This is a genomic window from Bacillus sp. 95MFCvi2.1, from assembly GCF_000374965.1.
In the GTDB taxonomy this organism is placed as follows: Bacteria; Bacillota; Bacilli; order Bacillales; family Bacillaceae_G; genus Bacillus_A; species Bacillus_A pseudomycoides.
On the sequence record NZ_KB895711.1, the window covers coordinates 37,727 to 58,514 of the forward strand.

General features: G+C 36.4%; 25 protein-coding genes and 1 pseudogene. 14 read left to right on the forward strand and 12 right to left on the reverse strand.

What is annotated here, in order from left to right:
- Positions 1-27 precede the first annotated feature (27 nt).
- The 6 genes and pseudogenes from C568_RS0123215 to C568_RS0123240 all read right to left on the reverse strand — a co-directional run bounded on the left by C568_RS0123215 (position 28) and on the right by C568_RS0123240 (position 3,551).
- Positions 28-381: a YxeA family protein gene (locus C568_RS0123215; RefSeq protein WP_018782854.1), complete on the reverse strand. Its 354-nt coding sequence runs from the start codon at positions 379-381 to the stop codon at positions 28-30.
- Between the two features lie 191 nt (positions 382-572).
- Positions 573-728 carry an FbpB family small basic protein gene (locus C568_RS33525; RefSeq protein WP_006096389.1) on the reverse strand — a complete coding sequence of 52 codons (156 nt, stop codon included), beginning with the start codon at positions 726-728 and terminating at the stop codon, positions 573-575.
- A 689-nt stretch (positions 729-1,417) separates the two neighbouring features.
- Positions 1,418-1,771, reverse strand: a complete 354-nt coding sequence (locus C568_RS0123225) for a HesB/IscA family protein (RefSeq protein ID WP_003201551.1) — start codon at positions 1,769-1,771, stop codon at positions 1,418-1,420.
- Positions 1,772-1,812: 41 nt separating this feature from the next.
- Positions 1,813-2,679 carry a diaminopimelate epimerase gene (dapF, locus tag C568_RS0123230; RefSeq protein ID WP_006096391.1) on the reverse strand — a complete coding sequence of 289 codons (867 nt, stop codon included), beginning with the start codon at positions 2,677-2,679 and terminating at the stop codon, positions 1,813-1,815.
- 178 nt (positions 2,680-2,857) lie between these two features.
- Positions 2,858-3,286: pseudogene (locus C568_RS0123235) on the reverse strand (nucleoside transporter C-terminal domain-containing protein); the annotation flags it as partial.
- Between the two features lie 25 nt (positions 3,287-3,311).
- Positions 3,312-3,551 (reverse strand): YuzB family protein, encoded by a 240-nt coding sequence (locus C568_RS0123240; RefSeq protein ID WP_000595023.1) that lies wholly within the window; start codon positions 3,549-3,551, stop codon positions 3,312-3,314.
- Between the two features lie 506 nt (positions 3,552-4,057).
- Here C568_RS0123240 and C568_RS0123245 point away from each other — a divergent pair.
- From C568_RS0123245 to C568_RS33530, 4 genes are all read left to right on the forward strand, one after another.
- Positions 4,058-5,128: an NAD(P)/FAD-dependent oxidoreductase gene (locus C568_RS0123245; protein WP_006096394.1), complete on the forward strand. Its 1,071-nt coding sequence runs from the start codon at positions 4,058-4,060 to the stop codon at positions 5,126-5,128.
- 275 nt (positions 5,129-5,403) lie between these two features.
- The gene (locus C568_RS0123250) at positions 5,404-6,063 is read left to right on the forward strand and encodes an ABC transporter ATP-binding protein (RefSeq protein ID WP_006096396.1); all 660 of its coding nucleotides are present in this window, start codon (positions 5,404-5,406) and stop codon (positions 6,061-6,063) included.
- Positions 6,047-6,835, forward strand: coding sequence for an ABC transporter permease (locus C568_RS0123255; RefSeq protein ID WP_018782857.1), 789 nt, complete (start codon positions 6,047-6,049; stop codon positions 6,833-6,835). Before C568_RS0123250 ends, C568_RS0123255 begins: the two co-directional genes overlap by 17 nt.
- Positions 6,836-7,053: 218 nt before the next feature.
- On the forward strand, positions 7,054-7,212 hold the full coding sequence (locus tag C568_RS33530) for a YqbF domain-containing protein (RefSeq protein WP_016112359.1): 159 nt from the start codon (positions 7,054-7,056) through the stop codon (positions 7,210-7,212).
- A gap of 93 nt (positions 7,213-7,305) precedes the next feature.
- On the opposite strand, the gene C568_RS0123265 is transcribed toward C568_RS33530, so the two are convergent.
- Together C568_RS0123265 and C568_RS0123270 are read right to left on the reverse strand one after the other, a co-directional pair.
- On the reverse strand, positions 7,306-8,112 hold the full coding sequence (locus C568_RS0123265) for a nucleotidyltransferase domain-containing protein (RefSeq protein WP_006096399.1): 807 nt from the start codon (positions 8,110-8,112) through the stop codon (positions 7,306-7,308).
- A gap of 87 nt (positions 8,113-8,199) precedes the next feature.
- The gene (locus C568_RS0123270; RefSeq protein ID WP_006096400.1) at positions 8,200-8,508 is read right to left on the reverse strand and encodes a YuzD family protein; all 309 of its coding nucleotides are present in this window, start codon (positions 8,506-8,508) and stop codon (positions 8,200-8,202) included.
- Between the two features lie 208 nt (positions 8,509-8,716).
- Here C568_RS0123270 and C568_RS0123275 point away from each other — a divergent pair, with 208 nt between their 5' ends.
- Positions 8,717-8,953 carry a NifU family protein gene (locus C568_RS0123275; protein WP_000431179.1) on the forward strand — a complete coding sequence of 79 codons (237 nt, stop codon included), beginning with the start codon at positions 8,717-8,719 and terminating at the stop codon, positions 8,951-8,953.
- A 213-nt stretch (positions 8,954-9,166) separates the two neighbouring features.
- Here C568_RS0123275 and yutH read toward each other — a convergent pair whose 3' ends face one another.
- Positions 9,167-10,168 (reverse strand): spore coat putative kinase YutH, encoded by a 1,002-nt coding sequence (gene yutH / locus C568_RS0123280; RefSeq protein ID WP_018767383.1) that lies wholly within the window; start codon positions 10,166-10,168, stop codon positions 9,167-9,169.
- A 119-nt stretch (positions 10,169-10,287) separates the two neighbouring features.
- Between yutH and C568_RS0123285 the strand changes: the two genes are divergently transcribed.
- Complete coding sequence (locus tag C568_RS0123285) at positions 10,288-10,779, forward strand: phosphatidylglycerophosphatase A family protein (RefSeq protein ID WP_018767382.1); 492 nt, start codon at positions 10,288-10,290, stop codon at positions 10,777-10,779.
- 296 nt (positions 10,780-11,075) lie between these two features.
- Positions 11,076-11,351, forward strand: a complete 276-nt coding sequence (locus C568_RS0123290) for a stage V sporulation protein S (RefSeq protein WP_003201532.1) — start codon at positions 11,076-11,078, stop codon at positions 11,349-11,351.
- 157 nt (positions 11,352-11,508) lie between these two features.
- Here the strand turns inward: C568_RS0123290 and C568_RS0123295 are convergent, their stop codons facing one another.
- Entirely contained in the window at positions 11,509-11,994 is a 486-nt protein-coding gene (locus C568_RS0123295; RefSeq protein ID WP_018782859.1) for a GNAT family N-acetyltransferase, read from the reverse strand.
- A 165-nt stretch (positions 11,995-12,159) separates the two neighbouring features.
- Between C568_RS0123295 and C568_RS0123300 the strand changes: the two genes are divergently transcribed.
- Genes C568_RS0123300 through C568_RS0123330 form a run of 7 tightly spaced genes read left to right on the forward strand, consistent with a single transcriptional unit; the run spans position 12,160 to position 19,903 of the window.
- Positions 12,160-13,416 (forward strand): TerD family protein, encoded by a 1,257-nt coding sequence (locus tag C568_RS0123300; protein WP_006096403.1) that lies wholly within the window; start codon positions 12,160-12,162, stop codon positions 13,414-13,416.
- Positions 13,417-13,428: 12 nt separating this feature from the next.
- Positions 13,429-14,643, forward strand: coding sequence for an HpcH/HpaI aldolase/citrate lyase family protein (locus tag C568_RS0123305; RefSeq protein ID WP_003201524.1), 1,215 nt, complete (start codon positions 13,429-13,431; stop codon positions 14,641-14,643).
- Entirely contained in the window at positions 14,570-15,958 is a 1,389-nt protein-coding gene (locus C568_RS0123310) for a phosphoribosyltransferase family protein (protein ID WP_018782860.1), read from the forward strand. Before C568_RS0123305 ends, C568_RS0123310 begins: the two co-directional genes overlap by 74 nt.
- Positions 15,955-17,073, forward strand: coding sequence for a cysteine protease StiP family protein (locus tag C568_RS0123315; protein WP_018782861.1), 1,119 nt, complete (start codon positions 15,955-15,957; stop codon positions 17,071-17,073). The genes C568_RS0123310 and C568_RS0123315 overlap by 4 nt, the downstream gene beginning before the upstream one ends.
- Complete coding sequence (locus C568_RS0123320; protein WP_018782862.1) at positions 17,070-17,882, forward strand: HAD family hydrolase; 813 nt, start codon at positions 17,070-17,072, stop codon at positions 17,880-17,882. The genes C568_RS0123315 and C568_RS0123320 overlap by 4 nt, the downstream gene beginning before the upstream one ends.
- A gap of 60 nt (positions 17,883-17,942) precedes the next feature.
- Entirely contained in the window at positions 17,943-18,611 is a 669-nt protein-coding gene (locus C568_RS0123325) for a vWA domain-containing protein (protein WP_003201514.1), read from the forward strand.
- Positions 18,608-19,903 carry a helix-turn-helix domain-containing protein gene (locus C568_RS0123330; protein ID WP_018782863.1) on the forward strand — a complete coding sequence of 432 codons (1,296 nt, stop codon included), beginning with the start codon at positions 18,608-18,610 and terminating at the stop codon, positions 19,901-19,903. The genes C568_RS0123325 and C568_RS0123330 overlap by 4 nt, the downstream gene beginning before the upstream one ends.
- Before the next feature lie 49 nt (positions 19,904-19,952).
- On the opposite strand, the gene C568_RS0123335 is transcribed toward C568_RS0123330, so the two are convergent.
- Together C568_RS0123335 and C568_RS0123340 are read right to left on the reverse strand one after the other, a co-directional pair.
- Positions 19,953-20,216 carry a response regulator transcription factor gene (locus C568_RS0123335; RefSeq protein WP_003208890.1) on the reverse strand — a complete coding sequence of 88 codons (264 nt, stop codon included), beginning with the start codon at positions 20,214-20,216 and terminating at the stop codon, positions 19,953-19,955.
- A gap of 24 nt (positions 20,217-20,240) precedes the next feature.
- Entirely contained in the window at positions 20,241-20,780 is a 540-nt protein-coding gene (locus tag C568_RS0123340) for a hypothetical protein (RefSeq protein WP_003208889.1), read from the reverse strand.
- Positions 20,781-20,788: the final 8 nt, after the last annotated feature.

Consider the following 20,788-nt stretch of genomic DNA (forward strand, 5'->3'; position numbering starts at 1 on the left):
TTGACCATTTGGCCAACTCTTTCTTCATTATTTCACGCCTAATTTTTCTTTCACTTTTGCAGGAAGCTCGTCCTTCTTCACTTCTTCCCAAGCTGCTACACCTTTTTTATCGGAGTAGAATACACGTAGAAATGCTTCCTTACGAAGATTCTTCACAGCTGTAAATTCCATTTCTTTTTCTTTACCATCTTTATCAAATGCAGGTAACTTATACTCAAATGATTTGTGAGACTGACCATTATCAGCTTTTTCATTTTTTTCCGTTCCATCAACTGTAATTTGAACATAGTACTCATCTTTTCCCATACGGTTTAAATCACAGCCAACTAACAAGCTAGCAAATACAATTAAAATACTAAAAAGTGCAATATATCTTTTCACGTTATTCACCTCATGTGTTTTTTATTATGTTGTTATCATAATCTCTTTTCTTCAGAGGAGAAATTCAAAAACGTGACATGAACATTACACTTTTGTAAGATTAAACACTGAAAAAACAAAAAAGATAACCAACTACTGCACCTAGTCGATTATCTTCTTTTTTGTATATCAACAAAGTTTTCGTATCTTAATTAGGAAGCCGATTTATTAAGTGTATACCGTTGTTCAATACGTTGTTCAATTTTTTCCATCTCTTGTTTATCATTCAATATCTTTTGTTTATTTTCTTGTACCAATTCTTTAAACGATTTATGAAGTAATTTACAACGTTTGTTCGCCATAATCATTTCTCCTTATTGTCTGTGTAATCACAGATATAAAATAAAATTTTCCAATCACCATAAATTTTTTGTCTTTATTTGTCGAAAAATTATTCTTAATTCAAGAATACTATAACTTCCGAGTTTTTAGACCTATTTGTTTGAACATTATGTGAATTTAATAAAAAAAATTATATACAAATACAAATTGTAAAACGAACATAAAAATCCTTTTTTAAGGAGAATCGAGAGGATTTCGAAGAGGCCAGATCCTTTTTCTGCCACATGCTGCGGTAAAGTAAATAGAACAAACGAGTGCATATCATCTTTTGTTTCACATAACCGCAACGTCCATGTTCAATAAACAAAATGAATTTATCCCGCATTAACGGGCAGTAATACTCCCACCTCAAAATTCGGGGAAAGCAAAGAAGTTAGGTGGGAGATACAATACGAGTTATTGCCCAAGCTACTACAGATGGTAATACTGTTCCCGAACCGCTTGAAAATACAGTACACCTCATGCACTTTGAAGCAGCTAGATTCCCCTCTCCAACATCATAAAATAGGTTATTCTCTTAACAATCAATAACACTAATTATATGAATAAAAAAAGAGCGTCCGTCTTCGGACACTCTTTTCCTTTATAGCGAATTAAATAAGCGCTTGATTAAGTCTGCAAAACTCAATCATATCTCGATACGAAAAGCATTACATTAGCACTCTTCCGGCTTACCAGCATTCGACGCCGTACGGAAAGATGATCCACATCCGCATGATGCGATTGCATTCGGGTTATCGATTGTGAACCCGCCGCCAAGCATAGATTGCTTGTAATCAACTTTTACTCCTTTTACAATCGGAGCACTTTCTTTATCAATAACAAATTCAACACCGAAAAACTCAAGCACTGTGTCGTCTTCATTTGGTTCTCTTTCAAATCCTAGACCGTAAGAAAGACCGCTACATCCACCGCCATGCACAGCAAGGCGAACGTACTTCTCTCCATCTTCAGCATCTTTTAACATATCTTTAATTTGATATGCTGCTTGTTCTGTTACATCAATCATGAAATCCACCTTCCTTTCTTCTCTCGTTCTATTATACATCTTTACGCCTCTATCTTGTACTCATACACTCCGCGGCAAATTACTTCCGCTGGACCTTTCATCAAAACGTTCCCTTCTTCTGTCCAGGCAATCATTAAATCTCCGCCCGCTAAATGAACCGTAATTTCTTCACCGCGTTTCATTTTTTCATTCAACACTGCTGCAACAACTGCTGCGCATGCTCCTGTTCCACATGCCTGCGTCACACCTGACCCACGTTCCCAAACGCGGAAGTTCATTTCATTGTCATTTACAATTTCAATGAATTCAACATTCACTCGTTCCGGGAACATTTCATGAGTCTCAAGTACCGGACCTAATGTTGTAAGCGGAGCTTCTTCCACATCATCAACAAAAATGACCGCATGCGGATTTCCCATTGAAACAGCAGTAAACGCATAGCGATGATTATTGTATAGGAAGTCTTCACGAATAAACGGTGTTTCTCCCTCGCCAAGCATCGGTAACTCTGCACGAGTTAAACGAGGTGCTCCCATGTCAATTTTAGCTAATGTAACGATACCGTCTTCTACTGTCACTTCAGCCGTTACAATTCCAGCCAATGTTTCTATTGTAAAAACAGTCTCTTCTACTAGTTTATGCTCATACGCATATTTCGCTACGCAACGCAGTCCATTTCCACAGCTTTTTCCTTCTGACCCATCATTATTAAACATGCGCATTTTCACTGGTGCTACTTCAGACGGACAAATTAAAATCATTCCATCTGCGCCAATTCCAGTGTTGATATTCGACACTTTTTCCGCTACAAGAGATAGTTCCTCTTCTGGAATTTGCTCTTCAAACATATTTACATATATATAGCTATTCCCAAGACCATGCATTTTTGTAAAAGAAAATTTATTCATCCTCATTCACTCCAAAAAAAATTTGTTGTTTTAAGTATAAAATGCATGCTTTTGGAACACAATAAGAACGTCCCCCGTTTCTCATATTTGACAACGTTTTGATGGCTTTTATATAAGAGCCGTTCTTACACAAATTGTGTAAGAAAAAAGCCCTTCTCGGAAAGGGCCTTTTTTTATTTCACACAAACATTCCTGCAATTGCAGCACTCAATAAGTTAGCAAGTGTTCCAGCTACAATTGACTTTATTCCAAATTTCGCAATATCACTACGACGGGTTGGCTCCATTCCCCCAAGTCCCCCAAGTAAAATGGCAACAGAAGATAGATTCGCAAATCCGCAAAGTGAAAAGGTAATCATTGCCATTGTTTTCTCTGAAAGTTTCCCCCTATGAGGAGCAAAATCAGTAAACGCTACAAACTCATTTAAAATTAACTTCTCCCCAATAAAACTTCCCGCTGTAATTGCTTCTGTCCACGGTACACCAATGACAAACGCAAGCGGTGAAAAAATATATCCTAATATAAGTTGTAGGGATAGATCTGGATAACCGAAAAGACCACCAATCCCACCAACAATTCCATTCAAAAGAGCGATGATGGCAATAAAAAAGACGTCGCTCTTTTGCAACGCCTTAAAACATTGGATTTTCATCTAAGTAATCATATACATTTTTCACAAGTTCTTCTACCGTTGCACCTTGTACGACTTCCCCGTTTACAAGTGCAAAAGGCCCTTCAAAACAAATGCCACAATATCCTAGACAACCGTACTCCATAACATCTAAATTTGGATCTTTTTCAAATTTTTCTAGCGCTGCTTGTGAGCCACTCGCAAGATTACCTACACAAAATTCGATTAATGGCTTAATCAAAACAATCCCCCCCTGTATCTTCAAAAAATAAATCTATAATAAGAAAACTAAGCTGTTTCTTGTTGTTTTAATTACACCTAATAAAATATTTAGCTACTTTACTGTTTCATTTCGAATCAAAAGATCTTCTCTATATAAATCCATGTTGATTTCCCAACATACACTTCACTGCTATGAAAACAAAAAAAGATCTCCACTCATTTCATCCTTCTGGTTTCACACAGCATGGGGCCAACAAGGGCACTGACCGCTTCTATCCATCGGCGGACGCTCTCTCTAACCTAAAAGAACGGGTTTCTATCGTTTTTTTATCTACATATTGATTTTCAAACATACAAATTAAAACAGTTTGCCCACTTTTCTTCTTATTGTACAACAGAGTACACATTCATGCATTGTTATTTGTTCACAAATTCGATATAATTTGAGTGAGTAAAGTCAAAATATTTTTTCAATATATAATTGTATGATTAGGGGATATTTCAACAGAAAAGGGGTAATCCATCATGAAACACCTCGTATTACTGGGTGGCGGCTACGGTGGAATGAGAATTCTACAACGGCTTCTTCCAAACAATCAACTCCCAGATGATGTCCAAGTGACATTAATCGACAAAGTACCATACCACTGTTTTAAAACAGAATATTACGCATTAGTAGCGGGTACAATTTCCGAAACACATATTCGCATTCCGTTTCCAGAACACCCGCGTCTCAACATTCAATATGGCACTGTAACGAATGTTGACCTTGAAAACAAAGCCGTTCATCTCGATGGCGGTGAAGTTGTCGAATATGATGACTTAATTATCGGCCTTGGCTGCGAAGACAAATATCATAACGTTCCGGGGGCGAAGGAATATACACATAGCCTTCAATCAATTGAACAAACTCGTAAAACGTATGAACAATTAAATAGTTTAGAACCAAACGCAACGGTCGCTGTTGTCGGTGCTGGTTTAAGCGGTGTTGAAGTTGCAAGTGAACTTCGTGAAAGCCGTTCTGATTTAAAGATCTACTTATTTGATCGAAAAGATCGCATTTTATTCCCGTTCCCAGAAAAATTAAGTAGATACGTAGAAGAGTGGTTCGTAAAGCATAATGTTACAATTATACGAAACTCTAACATTACGAAAGTAGAACCAAACGTTGTGTACAACCATGACGAACCACTTCAATGTGATGCAATCGTATGGACAGCTGGTATTCAAGCAAACGAAGTTGTTCGAAACCTTCCAGTCGAACAAGATAGTAGTGGTCGGGTTGCATTAACAAAATATCATAATATTCCGAATAACGAACACGTTTATGTTGTAGGGGATTGTGCTGCCCTTCCGCACGCACCTTCCGCACAGCTTGCTGAAGGCCAAGGTGAACAAATTGTCCAAATATTATTAAAACGTTGGAACAATGAACCCCTTCCTGATGAACTACCTGTTATTAAATTAAAAGGTGTTCTCGGTTCTCTCGGTAAGAAACACGGATTCGGATTATTAGCAAATCAACCATTAATGGGACGAGTTCCTAGACTTCTCAAGTCGGGTATCCTTTGGATGTATAAATATCATAACGGTTAAAAAACAAGAGCTTATCGCTCTTGTTTTTTTCTACTTTTCTCCTTTTTTGATACGATATGAATATGTAAGCACAAATTGAAAACCGGAATAAAACCTAATCTTTAGATGGAAGAGAGCATCTAGCCATGCATAGAAACGGTTCGGGCCTTTTCCTGCCCCATGCCATGTTAAAACAAAGGAAGTAAACGAGTAGAGATCTTTTTTTGTTTCCATAGCCGCGTTTTATATGTTGGAAAATCAAGATGGGTTTATATAGAATCAGAAAGGAGAAAATTATGTTTCTATTAAACGACGTAACATATAAAGATATCCTGCACATCCCTTACTTAGAGATTCACAAAGAAAAAATCACCTGCATTATCGGTGAGAGTGGGAGCGGAAAAAGCACACTACTTCGCATGCTCAATGATCTACAGTCACCAACAGCTGGCAAAATTGAATATAATGGTGCACCTATTTCGTCTTATCCGCCTATTCAATTACGCCGCGAAGTCGTTATGCTAGGACAAACACCTCCCATCTTTGACGGAACCGTAAAAGATAATCTGCTAATGGGACTTCGCTTTTCAGAGAAACCTTTTCCAACTAACGAATCATTACAAGAAGCCCTAGCAATTGTAAGTTTAGAAAAAGATTTAACACATATCGCCTCCTCATTATCTGGTGGCGAAAAACAAAGGCTCTCCTTAGCTCGCGTTTTACTTATGGACCCGCCCGTTTATTTATTAGATGAGCCAACTTCTGCATTAGATGCTGATACAGAAAGGCGCGTCATGAAACAGTTTACTGCAATTGCGAGACAAAAAAAGAAAACGGTTATCTTCATTACCCATTCACAGCAGCTCCCAGAAGAAATCGCAGACGATATGATTGAAATCAGTAAAACCAAAGGTGCTATTAGAAGGGAAGTGCACGCACTTGAAGGGCGTTATTGAACTACAAATTTGGCAACTTGCCGCTGCATATATTTTCATTATCATTTTAATCGGACTTGTAAAATTAAAAGGAATACCTCGTGAAAAGCAAATTACGATCGCTACATTACGTATGACCATTCAGCTTGTCCTTGTTGCATACGTACTTACATACATATTTGAAAATAGTAATCCATTTTATACAATTGCTATCATTACTTCTATTACGACATTTGCTATTTTTAATATCTATAAACGAGTAAATATACCTATGTCAAAAGAGTTAAAACGTGTGGCTGCAATTTCGATGATTGCGGGATCAATCGGACCGCTTTTATTATTTATTTTTGTAATTATTGGACACGACCCTTGGTATGCGCCGCAATATATCGTTCCAATCGCTGGAATGCTTATCGGAAATGCGATGACTGGTATATCTCTCGGCGCAAATACATTCTTAAACAATATGAAATCACAGCGCGAACACATTGAAGGTGCGCTTATGCTTGGGGCAACTCCGAAACAAGCAGCAGCTCCCCTTGTGAGGGATGCTTTCGATTCAGCTATTTTGCCAACAATTAATTCCATGATAGGAATGGGAATCATTAGCCTTCCAGGTATGATGACAGGCCAAATTTTATCAGGAGTTTCACCATTTACCGCCATTCAATATCAAATTGCTATTATACTCGGTATTTCCGGAAGTACAGCTTTTTCTGTCATCATCTTTTTACAACTTGGTTATAAAACATTCTTTAATAAACGGTGTCAATTGAAAGAGATAGAATCTTAAATGCTAATTGTGTCCCTTAAGGAAACATACTATAACCATTGAGACTATACATAAAACATAGAGGCGAATTTCATTTCCCCCATACTTCCAACATCCTTGATTTACTTTAACTTCCATTTAAAATCTCTGATTAACACACCTGGTATATCAATCCAATTTATGGATATTATAGTAATAAATCTTTAGATTTGTATCGTTCTATAATGGAGGTATGGGGTATGTATTATGTTAAATTAATTCAGGGACAATCCTTCTATGCTTTTGATCATCGCTTCTTGCTAGATCAAGAAGAACAAGTTACACAAAGAATTTTTAAATACCTGTGCAAAAATGAGTTTTTCGAAGTACGTAAAGACGAGAATACTTCCACAGCATAATAATGAGTAGCTTAGTAGTGTGTACGTTAAGCACTAACAAATCCCTTTATCTACAAACTGAGCAGCCATACTATTTGTAGTATGGCTGCTTTTTTATTCTTCCCATTTCCTCCGGCACTCCTCTATCCCACTAAGCACATACTTCTTCGTCATATGTGCCCGCTTCCAAATGGAAATCATTCGTTTCGCTCTCTTATTATGACGCATCCGCTCTACCTCTTGTAACAAAGGTATCCATTTTTCACTAGACGCCCTCATCATATATTGTAATCCCTCATCTTTTGAAACAATTGTTTTATGCTCTAATGTATACAAAATGCGTCCCATCGTTACAACAGCTGATTCTACCCATTCTTCAATTAAAAATAAATATGGCCGTGATGCTTTTTCACTCCAGTACTGTTCTACATTATATTTCATTGTTTCTACCACATCACTCCATGGCGTTTGAAACGGAAGCTTACTTGCTTCCTCCCCAATTACAGTAATCCCTTGATTTTTTAACGTCCACCACGTTACAGCATTCACATCCCAATGTCCTGTGTGAGCTTTTCCATCTGCACAATAGACATACTGCGGCATTTCCTCATTGTATTTCCCTAAATCAGCAAGTGGAATATACATACCGTCCATTCGTCTTCCTAACATGCTTTTACTCATTTTTTTGTGTAACTCAATTATTTGTATGTTCTGGGTTTCACTGACCGACTCTCTCGTTACTGTAACAAAATCAACGTCACTCGTTTCTAAATGAAATGCTCCTAATGCAATTGAACCATATACATATACTCCAATTAATTGTTCGTTAAAAAAAATATCTTGTAATCCAATCACATATTGCTCCATTAAGACCTTTACTTCTTCTGGAAGTCTATGTTTCACTACCCCTTTCACACGCATACCTCCTTGATAACATTACCTATAACGGTTATTTTTTTCATATAAACATGTAAGAAAAGCCTTTGCTACCGCAAAGACTTTTTTGTATTATAAATATTTCTCAATTTCTTCGTATACGTCTTTTAAACGAGGATTTCCTTCTCCAACGATTTCTCCGTTTACAAGAACAACTGGATAAAATAAATCCTCTTCAATTACGTGCTCTACAAAAGCTTGTTTCTCAGCATCTTCTTGCTCTTCCTGAATATCAATGTATTCAAACTTGAATTTATCATCTTGTCCTTCATATTTGCGACCAATTGCCGCTTGTAGCCATTCAAATGTTTCAGCCGAAGACGGCATTCCAACGCAGCTTGCACAAATTACTTTTGCACCATATACTTGAACATTTACCATTACTTCTCCCCCACTTCTCTGTTCTAACAGTATGCCTAGATGACTTACCTTATAAGCACATCTCTTTACAAGTTTAATTCTTGTCCTCTATACTGAAAAAACACATTGTAAACATGATACAATATTTCGACAATAAAACAAGAACAGAAAAAATAGATTTTCCCCTGTATCTTGATTATAATAAAATGGATGAAAGGAGTCGATAAAAATGGAAAACCCAAATATGCAAGAACAAGTACTAGAAGTATTAGATAAATTACGTCCGTTCTTACTTCGTGATGGCGGTGACGTTGAATTAGTAGATATTGAAGAAGGTATTGTAAAACTACGCCTTATGGGTGCATGCGGTAGCTGCCCAAGTTCTACAATCACATTAAAAGCTGGTATCGAACGCGCACTACTTGAAGAAGTACCAGGCGTTATCGAAGTAGAACAAGTATTTTAAATTTAAAGCGGCAGCGGCTCACTTAGAATGTGAGGAGGATGGAGCTTCTGACATAGAGGCGTTTTTTGCCTCGGCGAAAGAAGCGAAGCCACCGAACATTCTAGCCGCTGGAGCTAGATATCTTTTAAGGCGGCAGCGGCTCGCTTAGAATTGCTTCCACTGGATAATTTACAAAAAAAGAGACCACTATGGTCTCTTTTTTGTAAATTCGTATTAAGATAACCAATCCAACTTTCGAATTCCGAGCTTATCAACAGGCAAGCGAAGAAATTCATAAAAATGCTTCATAAATTGCTCTGAACGGTTCACATCGTGTAAAATGTCTTCTAAGCGATCTCGATACATACTTTTTTGTTCTTCATTTCCCGTCAGATAGTACTGTTCTACCGTTTCAAAGTAGCGAAGTGGAAAGAGAAGACGCGCAAATAGTAGACGCCAGCCAAAAGAAGAAAGTGCATAATTTTTCTCATAATCCGTTACAAACTGAAAAATTGTTTGTTCCCAATCTTTCTTCTTTTCCATCGATACATATCGAATCCATTCCGCCAAATCTCTACTTGGATGATCATATACCCAATCGATGGGGATTTTTAATTTATTAGTTTGCTGCCATAATAAAGGGGTAAAGCGTTCTTGACAGATTGTTGCTGCATCGGCAAGCTGAGGTGTATCATCTATTTCTGTATCAACAACATATTGAATGGCATTTTCAGCAATGCCTAAATAGTATGGGAAAGACTCAATAAATAGTTGATCAAATACATCTGATGGCTGATTCATAAGTTGTGATTGCCAAAATCGCTCTAATTGATCGAGCCTTTTTTCCCACAATGACTTCCATTCACCAATGCGACTTAATTGTTCTATTTCTTCTGGAAAAAAAGCGCCTCGTTTATGGAATAAGGAAAGCTCACTACCTAACGAAGTAGCATGTCGTTCAAGCAAACGCATACCTTTTAATAAACAGTAATTTTTTTCTTCTATCTCACTTACATAGTAACCGTGCACCGTCGGAACGAAAGTCGCAACAGTAATATCCCCTTGCTGGTTCATATAATCGCTTAATTTTTTCATTTCAACAAGTACATCTTCCTCCATATTTCCAATCGGAAGAAGTACATAAATTTTATTGCGAATCCAAAAGCTTTTATAGGGGCCAAGGGGGATTAATTCTTTGACATGCATTTGATAATGCTCATAAATATGCTGAATCATCATAGTCGCCACCTATGGTTTTTCTTTATATATATGAGCTTGTGCTCGCCTTTCATTCCTATGCACATGATAAAGCAGTAAAACGTATACAAATAATAAAAAGAAAAAAAGGTGATAACATGAAAGAATCAAATCAACTACAAGAAAGAGCATTACAACTTCTACAAGAACGTGGTGTAACAATCGATGATATTGCGGAGCTTGTTCATTTTCTTCAAAAGAAATACCATCCAAATTTAGAGATGTCAGAATGTCGTTACAACGTAGAACGTGTATTATCCAAACGCGAAGTACAAAATGCACTCATTACAGGAATTGAATTAGATGTCCTTGCCGAAAAAGGAATGTTAAGCGAACCATTACAAGATATCGTAAAACGGGATGAAGGATTGTACGGAATTGATGAAGTCATCGCACTTTCTATCGTAAACGTGTATGGCTCTATCGGCTTCACAAACTTTGGATATATCGATAAATTAAAACCAGGTATTTTAGAATACTTAAATGATAAATCAACTGGGAAAGTCCATACATTCCTTGATGACATCGTTGGCGGTATTGCCGCTGCCGCTTCTAGTCGTTTGGCACATCGCGCGGAGCATGGGGAATAAAGTAAAACAATAGTCAGCATAATTTTACGTAATACTTTCAGTTGAAAATGTTATAGAAAACATAACGGACCATGTGAAAAAATCATGGTCCGTTATGTTTTTCTTTCTTTTCAAGATTTTTTCATACACCTATCATTTTTTTATTTACACGAATAAACAGGAATAGCCTAAAAAGTAGCGAATGAATAAGCTTAATGGTTCTGTTTGATTGGGATCTGAATATTAGTTAAAGATATGCGAATTACATTCCTTTCAGTAATAAAAAAAATGATTCAATAACAGGAGGAGCAATTTATATGGATAATATTTTAAAAGTATCATCAAAATCCAATCCCAATTCAGTTGCAGGTGCCATTGCCGGTGTATTAAGAGAAAAAGGTAGTACAGAAATTCAAGTAGTTGGAGCTGGTGCTTTAAATCAAGCAGTTAAAGCCGTTGCTATTGCAAGAGGATTCGTAGCTCCTAGCGGCATTGACCTTGTTCTCATTCCAGCATTTACAGATATCACAATCAATAACGAGAAAAGTACAGCAATCAAATTAATTGTCGGCCCTAGAAAAATTAGATCGTAGAAAAAATGATAGCTTATCATTCAAACCATCCATACAAAAATTATGAAAGAACATCTCCGCTCAACTGCATTCTTTTATTAGATTCATAAATACCAATTGTTAAATGATATATGAAAAGACTGATAACAATCAGTCTTTTCCCTATTGTATCAATTCTTCAGTTTCTCTTCTTCCTACAGGAATATGTCATCAAAATAAACTCTCTTCCTCTATCATCAAAAGTTTTTTCTGCTACAAAACCTACCTGTTGATATAACCTTATTGCCCGTTTATTAAAACCTGCAACACTTAAACGAAGTCTATCCGGTTGGATTTGCTCTTCCGCCAAATTTATTCCAGCTTGCAAAAAGGCTTTCCCCAGCCCCCGCCCCGTTAGCTCTGGCTTCATTCCAAGCCCAATATCTACAGTATCTTCTCCCACGTATAACTTCGCATTTCTTCCCCCTGGCACTTGTGCGTTTTCACCAAAACAAAAATAACCTATTAATTCTCCATGTTCATTACAACAGCCATAATATGTACCATCTAATAGTTCTTCTATTGTCTCTTCACTGCCTGAAAAGCTGTATAACGAATATAGTTCCTCATACTGCCATGTATTGATTTCTTTTGCTTCTGCCTCTGTTAGTTTGTGTATATTCATTTTTCTTCTTCCTTTCAAAAAAACAATTCCCTAACAAATTTCTACATTTATCTTATTATCTCACTTTGTTTTTGAAAAGTTTGTAAATTTTCAAAATACTAAATTGGAAAACTTTTCTTAGCATGTTACGATTGGATTAACTATTCTAAAAGAGGTGAAATCAAAATGCCCCTACAGTTATGTAAAGGACAAAAGGTAGATTTAACAAAAACAAATCCTACATTAACTCATATAAAAATAGGTCTCGGCTGGGATCTTCCTACGAATTCAAATTCACATGCATTCGATTTAGATGCTGCTGCTTTCTTATTAGATGCAAATGGAAGCTTAACAACAACAGACCATATTATATTTTATAAACAGCAATCTGCTTTACAAGATGCGATTACACTTTCATCAGACAATCGTACAGGAGCAGGATCTGGCGATGACGAGGAAATTTCCATCTCCCTTTCCAAACTCCCATCTCATATTGAACGTATTATTTTCACTATTACGATTCACGAAGCACAAACTCGTCTGCAAACATTTGGACAAATAGCTCACTCTTACGTCCGCATTCTAAACTCCGCAAACAATGACGAAATGTTCCGCTATAATCTAAAAGAACAATTCTCATCCGAAACTGCACTAATCGCCTGTGAAGTCTATCGTTACAAAGGAGAATGGAAATTTGGTGCCATCGGTCGCGGTGTGCAAGGCGGACTTATCGAACTTTCTAAACAATTGGGTTTATCCCATACACCACCTGATTTTTTTGCAAAGACAACCGCTGCACCTTCTCCTATTTCAAAAAGTATTAACCTTTCTAAAATTGAGTTAAAGAAATCTGGAGATACGATCAACTTACAAAAAACGGACAAGCCTCTTGGCGAAATTGCAGTGAACTTAAACTGGGGTAAACAAAGTACACCAAAACAAAAAGGATTTTTTTCATCCTTAACTGCAAATAGCTCCCCTCAAATAGATTTAGATTTAGGCTGTTTGTTTGAATTTAAAGATGGTTGGAAAGGTGTTGTACAACCACTTGGAAATATATTTGGTTCATTTTATAACGAGCCTTACATTCATTTAGATCAAGACGATCGCACAGGTGCTTCAAATAAAGGAGAAAATTTACGTATTAACGGAGACATGATTCATGAAATAAAAAGAATATTAATTTTCTCTTATATTTATGAAGGTGTAGCTAACTGGTCACAGGTTGATGGTATTGTCACATTAAAACAGGAAAATGGCCCAGATATTATTGTAAAAATGGATGAGCACCGTAACGGTTTCAACACATGTGCAATTGCAATGCTCGAAAATGTAAATGATGAGACATTCAAAGTACAAAGGCTTGTGAACTATTTTAGAGGGCACCTAGAAATGGATCGGCATTACAAATGGAACATGAACTGGGTCGCAGGTTCAAAATAAGGTGGTGACAACTTGAAGCATTTTTCCTATCTGTCTTCTGAAGAAAAGAAAAAACTTTTCTATCAAGAGCCAATAACCTTTTCCAAAGATATCACAAAAGAACAATTGGCTTACGCATTAGGTGCTACTCTATACACACCTGGTACAAAGGATACAATCGCAGTGGATATTGCCGCGAAAAAGCACGAAGGTGCTACATCAATCGTACTTTGTTTAGAAGATTCCATTAGTGATGGAGATGTGAAACTTGCCGAGCAAAATGTCGTCATACAAATGCAACTACTGGCTCATATGATTGATGCAAACAGGCTTCTTCCATCAGACGTGCCACTTCTCTTTATCCGGATTCGTGAACCGAAACAGATGCGTTCACTCATTCATGAACTAGGTAGCGCCGTTCATTGTATGAGCGGTTTTGTCTTTCCTAAATTCACACCTGCGAACGGAATGTCTTACATTCATGAACTACAGGATATAAACGAAACATATTCACTTTCACTTTACGGGATGCCTATTTTAGAGTCTCCTGAAATTATTTATAAAGAAACTCGTATTGATACGTTACTAGCAATTAAAGCAATCCTAGATTCTTATCGCGCTTTCATTTTGAACGTACGAATTGGTGCCACCGACTTTTCTGGCATATTTGGCATTCGCCGAAATAAAGATACGACAATCTATGATATTGCTGTTATTCGTGATTGTATTTCTGATATTATTAATATTTTTTCTAGAAAGGCAGATGAATACGTTATATCTGGTCCTGTGTGGGAGTACTTCGGAAACAGGCAGCGCGTACTAAAACCACAGCTTCGGCAAACACCGTTCCGTAAATCATTCGGAAGCGCTGGAGTAACAATGCGTGAGGAAATGCTTCATCGTTATGAGGACGGGCTCATTCATGAAGTATTGCTCGATCAAGCAAATGGATTAATTGGAAAAACGGTCATTCACCCTTCTCACATTAAACTCGTACAAGCCTTGCACGTTGTAACACTAGAAGATTATTTAGATGCAAAAGCTGTTTTTGAAGCTGCTCAGACGTATAACGGCGTTATGAAAAGCAGCTTTTCTAACAAAATGAATGAAGTGAAGCCACATTATAATTGGGCGCGTAAAACACTTCTGAAATCTAATATTTATGGGGTGCTACATGAACAACAAACTTTCTTCGATCTCCTTACCGAAAAGTCAAAACAAAACGTACACGTACCACATTTTAAATAAAATAACAGTTCATATAGATGTGCTACATAATCCATATTTGTTATTACCAGATCAACTATTTCAAATGGCCGCAAGAATGAATAAGAGGCGCGGCTTTTTATTTGTGAGTACCATTTTAGGAAAACATCTTCCTGTTCTACCTGCAATCTCTTTAGCTGGAGGCTGTGCTCTTGCTGCAAGATATATGGAAGTGCTACATCGTACAAATCATCCATATCAAAAAGAAATTCTTAACCTGATTTCTTCTAAAGACAGTACCAATAATGAGCTAGAGGCAATTCTCCAGTATCAATTCCCTCTAGAAAAAGAAGTATTATTTATCGGATTTGCAGAAACAGCTACCGCATTAGGCCACTCGATGTTTCAATGTTTTCAAAATGCAAAATATGTTCATACAACAAGGGAGATGATCTCACAAATCGATCCTATCATTACATTCGAAGAGGAACATTCTCACGCGACATCACATCGTTGCTATGTGGACAAAAGCTATTTTCAAAATGAACAGCCCATCGTCCTTGTGGATGATGAAATGACAACAGGAAAAACCGCACTTAATATCATTCGATCTATTCAAGAAAAGTTTCCAAGAAAAGAATATATTATTGCTTCTTTATTAGATTGGCGCTCAGATGCGCATCGAAAACAATTTACAGAACTCGAGCAAGAACTTGATATTACGATTCATGTGATTTCTCTATTAAGCGGTTCAATCGACGTAATTGGTAGTCCTGTTACTACTTCTTCTTCACATGATGAGACAGTTTATAAATCAATAGAGTCTAAGATAGAAAAACATATGATTTCATGTCCTATTTTACCTTATACATCTATAAACCATGATGTCAGTTACATAAACTACACAGGACGTTTTGGCATTTCATCCGATGATCAAAAGTGTATCCACTCTTTTGCTAAAAAGATTGGTCATGATTTAAGGAAAAATCGAAAAGGTCAACAGACACTCTGCTTAGGAACTGGCGAGTTTATGTATCTTCCAATGCGAATCGCAGCTGAAATGGGAGAAAACATTTCCTATCAATCAACAACACGAAGTCCTATTCATCCTTACGCGGGTGATGTACAATACGCTATTCATAGTCGTTTTTCCTATGAAAGCCCTGAAGATAAAGTAGTTACAAGTTATTTTTATAATATCCAGCCTGGGGACTACGATGAAGTCTTTCTTTTTATAGAGCGTGATTTACAGGAAGATGCTTTCCATTCCCTTCTTACACAATTACAAACAGTTATTCCACTCATTCATATCGTTTCATTTAAAAGTTTAGTAGAAAGTGAGGGTGAAGAAATATGACCGATCCCAAAACATTACAGCTTATCGGTAGTTATGCGAAAGAGGATGCTATTTTTCTATTAAAAGATATTAGTGCTGTCATAGAAGAAAGCGTAACAGAAGAAAGAGAACGAGCAATTCAATCGGGCACACATTACTCTGAAATGCTTCCAATTGAATATAAACCATCTAAACCTTATATGGATTTATTTTTTGCTTCACTCGAGCAATACAAACGTAAACTAGCCATTGCAGCCGGTATAATAGCCGAGCAAATTATAAAAACGAAAGGAAAGAAGCTTGTTCTTGTTTCACTAGCGAGGGCCGGTACACCAATAGGTGTTTTAATAAAACGATACATTCGCTATCAATATAATATCGACTTGCCGCATTATTGTATTTCCATTATTCGTGGCCGCGGCATCGATGAAAATGCCCTTCATTATATTTTGAAGCACCATCCAAATCAAACCATTCAGTTCATTGATGGCTGGACTGGAAAAGGTGCGATAAAAAAAGAACTACGCCAATCTGTGTATACATTTAACGAAAAGAATCATGAATATATTTCAGACTGCATGGCAGTGCTTGCTGATCCGGGCCATTGTACTTCTATATATGGAACACGAGAAGATTTTCTCATTCCAAGCGCTTGTTTAAACGCGACCGTATCAGGGTTAATCAGCCGCACTGTTTTAAATGAAACTTATATTGGTCCAAATGATTTCCACGGCGCCAAATATTATCGAGAACGAGAAACAGAAGATTTATCTAACTTCTTTATTGAAAAAATCACAGCGTTATTCCCTTCCATTAGCGCTGACGTAACAACGCAACTAGAACACATTATTGCTACCTATACAGAACCATCTTGGCAAGGTATGCAAGACATCGCCTCTATTCAAAAGCATTTTGGAATAGAAAATATAAACTTAATTAAACCAGGAGTTGGAGAAACAACGCGTGTTTTACTAAGACGAGTACCATGGAAAATTTTAATCCAGGGCGAAAACAATCCAGATTTAAAGCACATTTTACTTTTAGCAAAAGAAAAAAATGTGCCAGTAGAAATCTATAAAGATATGACGTATTCGTGCTGCGGCATAATTAAACCTCTAAGGAGGACGTCTTCATGATTTTTGCAAGCGATCTTGATCAAACGCTCATTTATTCTCGGAAATCATTTCGAGCTAACATAGAAGACGAACATATTAAGCTCATCGAGACTTTAGATGGGAAAGAGATTTCTTTTATCACACACAAAACGATTTCTTTATTAAAACAACTACAATTACAAGCACAATTCATCCCAGTTACAACTCGAACGATTGAACAGTTTCAACGTATTACACTATTTCAAACAGAAGTCATTCCGGAATATGCGATTACAAGCAATGGCGGTAATATCCTTCATAACGGTAAGCTAGATGACACTTGGGAAAACATACAAACGGAGCGATTAGTAGCATGCATGGAAAAAGAAGATGTTCTAACAGAATTTCAAAATATTTCTCATGAAGAATGGGTCATTTCACAAAAAACAGCTGATGATTTATTTCACTACTGCATCATTAAGCGTGACAATATTCCATACGACGAATTACAATCATTCACCACTTGGCTCGATAAACAAGGATGGACTCATTCATTGCAAGGCAGAAAATTATATTTTGTGCCAAAGCCTGTGAACAAATGGGATGCTGTTCAGTATGTACAAGAAAAACTTCAGGAAAAAACCGTAATTACTGCTGGAGATTCCTTACTTGATCTATGCATGTTAGAAAGGGCGAATCATGCAATCGCACCTCTTCATGGTGAACTTGAAACAAAACAGGGGAGTTTATTACCCCATATTGTAAGAACAAATGAAATTGGTATATATGCAGCGGAGGAAATTGTAAGTAAAGCACTTCAAATGGTCCATAGTTCTCTTCCTACTGCGTAATCTATACATACTTCAAGAACCGGCATCTTTGTTACATGATAAAAAAAGGAGCGATTATACTTGAGTACAATTACTTTAAGAAAAGAAGCAGTACGCGTTGTATTAGAGAAAAAGAAATTAACAGGCGTTGTCGCAAAAGTTGCGCTCGTATTAGACATTTCTGGGTCTATGCGAACACTTTATAAAAACGGTACTGTCCAAGAAGTTGTTGAACGTGTTCTTGCTGTAGCAAGTCAATTCGATGATGATGGTTCATTAGATATTTGGGTGTACGATAATGAGTTTTCAAGATTACCAGCCGTTACCGAAAAAGATTTTGCTGGTTATGTTGAAAAACATATTTTAAATAACACTTCCATTCATAAATTTGGCCGAAATGATGAGCCACAAGTAATGGAAGATATCATAAAAAAATATACGATTGAAGAAAAAAGCACAGAGCCTGCCTTTGTTATTTTTATTAACGATGGAGGCTGTAAAAAAGGAATTCAAAAACCGGTTGTATTCTCTTCTAACCAACCGATTTTTTGGCAGTTTGTTGGAATTGGAAACGGCAAATTCGACGTTCTTAGAAAGCTAGACGAAATGGAAGGGCGTTTCATTGATAACGCAAACTTCTTCTACATTCGCGATATCGAAAAAACAACAGATGAAACGTTGTATAACAATTTGTTGAATGAACTTCCGATGTGGATAAAAGAAGCGAAGGAGAAAAAGGTGATACTTTGAAAATAGGAGAAAAGATACGCCAAATCCGGATACATCGCGAAATGACACAAGGGGAATTAGTAAATGGAATTTGTTCTATTCCATATTTAAGTCGAGTTGAAAATGGAACGGCAAAACCTTCTCATTCTTTTTTAGAGAAGGTTTCAGCCAAACTGGATATTAGTGTGGATTATCTCACAGAGCAAAGTAAAACTGACTTTGAGGCAGATATAATAGCAATTACGATAAACTATAAAGAGAATAATAAATTGACTGAAAGTGAAATTTCTTTTTTAGAGTTACATACTCGGGAAATGCATCCACTCCCAATTCTTTTACATATTTCCGGTGTACTACTCCATTATTACGCTCGTACTAGTTCACCCAAAAAAGGTGATTCCATTTATCGACAAGCAATAAATTTAATACCTAATCAGCCTAATCAAATGTTTGCTGAAGACTTTTCCTATTATTACATAGCATGTGGTAATTATTTTTATATGAAACAAGATTTTATTAAAACAAATGAATACTACGAGCAGGCAAATCAATTATTAACTACGGAAGAAAACTTACAAAGAGCTAATTTATACTATAATATGAGCCTAGTTAAACAACGTCTCATTAAAAACCAAAGTGTGAGCCGGAAATATTCAAAAAAAGCATATGAAATATATAGCAAGTTAAATAACAAAGTTTTCATATCAGATACGCTTATTACAATTGCTGTACAATATCATCTCGATGAAAGATACGAAGAATCCTTAGAATACTTAAAAGAAGCTGAACAATATGTAAAAGAACTTCACGATCCTGCTATGTATTTTGCAATGATTTATTACAATTACGGAAGAGTATATCAAGGGTTAGAAGAATTCGATACAGCAATTCAACACTTCAAGCATTCCTTGAAAATAAATATAGCAATCAATCAGCAAGAGTCAAATATTTACGCATTGCGAAGCCTTATTGAAATTTACTTACATTTAAAAGAATGGGAGCAAATCAATAAAGTCATGCCGGAAGCCATCAAAATCTTAGAAACTTACGATATGCCTTCTGTTTATATCGAAATTTATACATATAAAGCGCATCTCTATAAGCTTCAAGGTGACCATCAGGGCTACGAGAAAGAAATGCAGAGAATTATTGATTTTGGAATGGGTAACAGACAATATATACAGGTTAAAAAGCTAGCTACTGAATTAGGAGATCATTTTTATGAATTACGTGCTTATAAATTAGGAGCAAAATATTTTAAAATCGCCTTACAATGCGACCTTGATATAGAAGATTTTCAAACTAATTTCTAAAATGACATTTCCCCTCTTTGCACACAATCAAAGAGGGCGAAAATTGTAATTAAAAAACAAAACTCTTCTGTTTTATCCTCTGTGAACAATTCTCTTCTCTAGGAGCGATTTCTATCGTAATTAGCCCATAATAGTAGGCCCGAATTCCAATTTCTACACGATGATGAATGTTCCATTTTTCTTTAATAGAAGCTATTATCTCCCCTACCCTTCTCCGGCTAATATACAACGTTTGAGCAATTTCTTTATCCTTCATTCCGTTTGAGACGAGAATGGCTACTTCTTTTTCTTTTGCACTTAATCTGACACTCATTTTTTCATTCTCCTTCCTCTACTCCTATCGATTTACAATCCATTGACATAAAAAAACGGGAGATAGATTGTTCTCATATAATAAAACATCTTCCTTAACAGCAATTTCAAAAGAACATGTTAACTCACCGTGGATATCCAAAAATTTCTTTATTCTCTTAATCATATACAGAAGCATTTTTTCTACCTCTTTATCTAATAATCGCTCAAGTCTACTATGCTGGATTGTATAGCCGATTGCTAATGTTGCAACCTCATTTTGAAGACGATCAACATCACAAATATACATGAACTCATCACAAACAAAATTCATTGTATATATCCCTGGAACATAAATACTTTGAACTGCTACAGGGTTAGAAATAATAAGAACGGGAACAACAGGAGAATTGGTTAAATCGATTTCTTTAAATGCTTCATACAACAACTGAGCCAAAATATTAATATGGACATTCAATACCTTTCCATCACCTTTATCATGCAATGAAAAAAGTTTGTCCGAAATAATACGCTGATACAATCTAACCGTCTGTTCGTTTCTAATGAATAATTCGTTATGAATCATGAATGGAT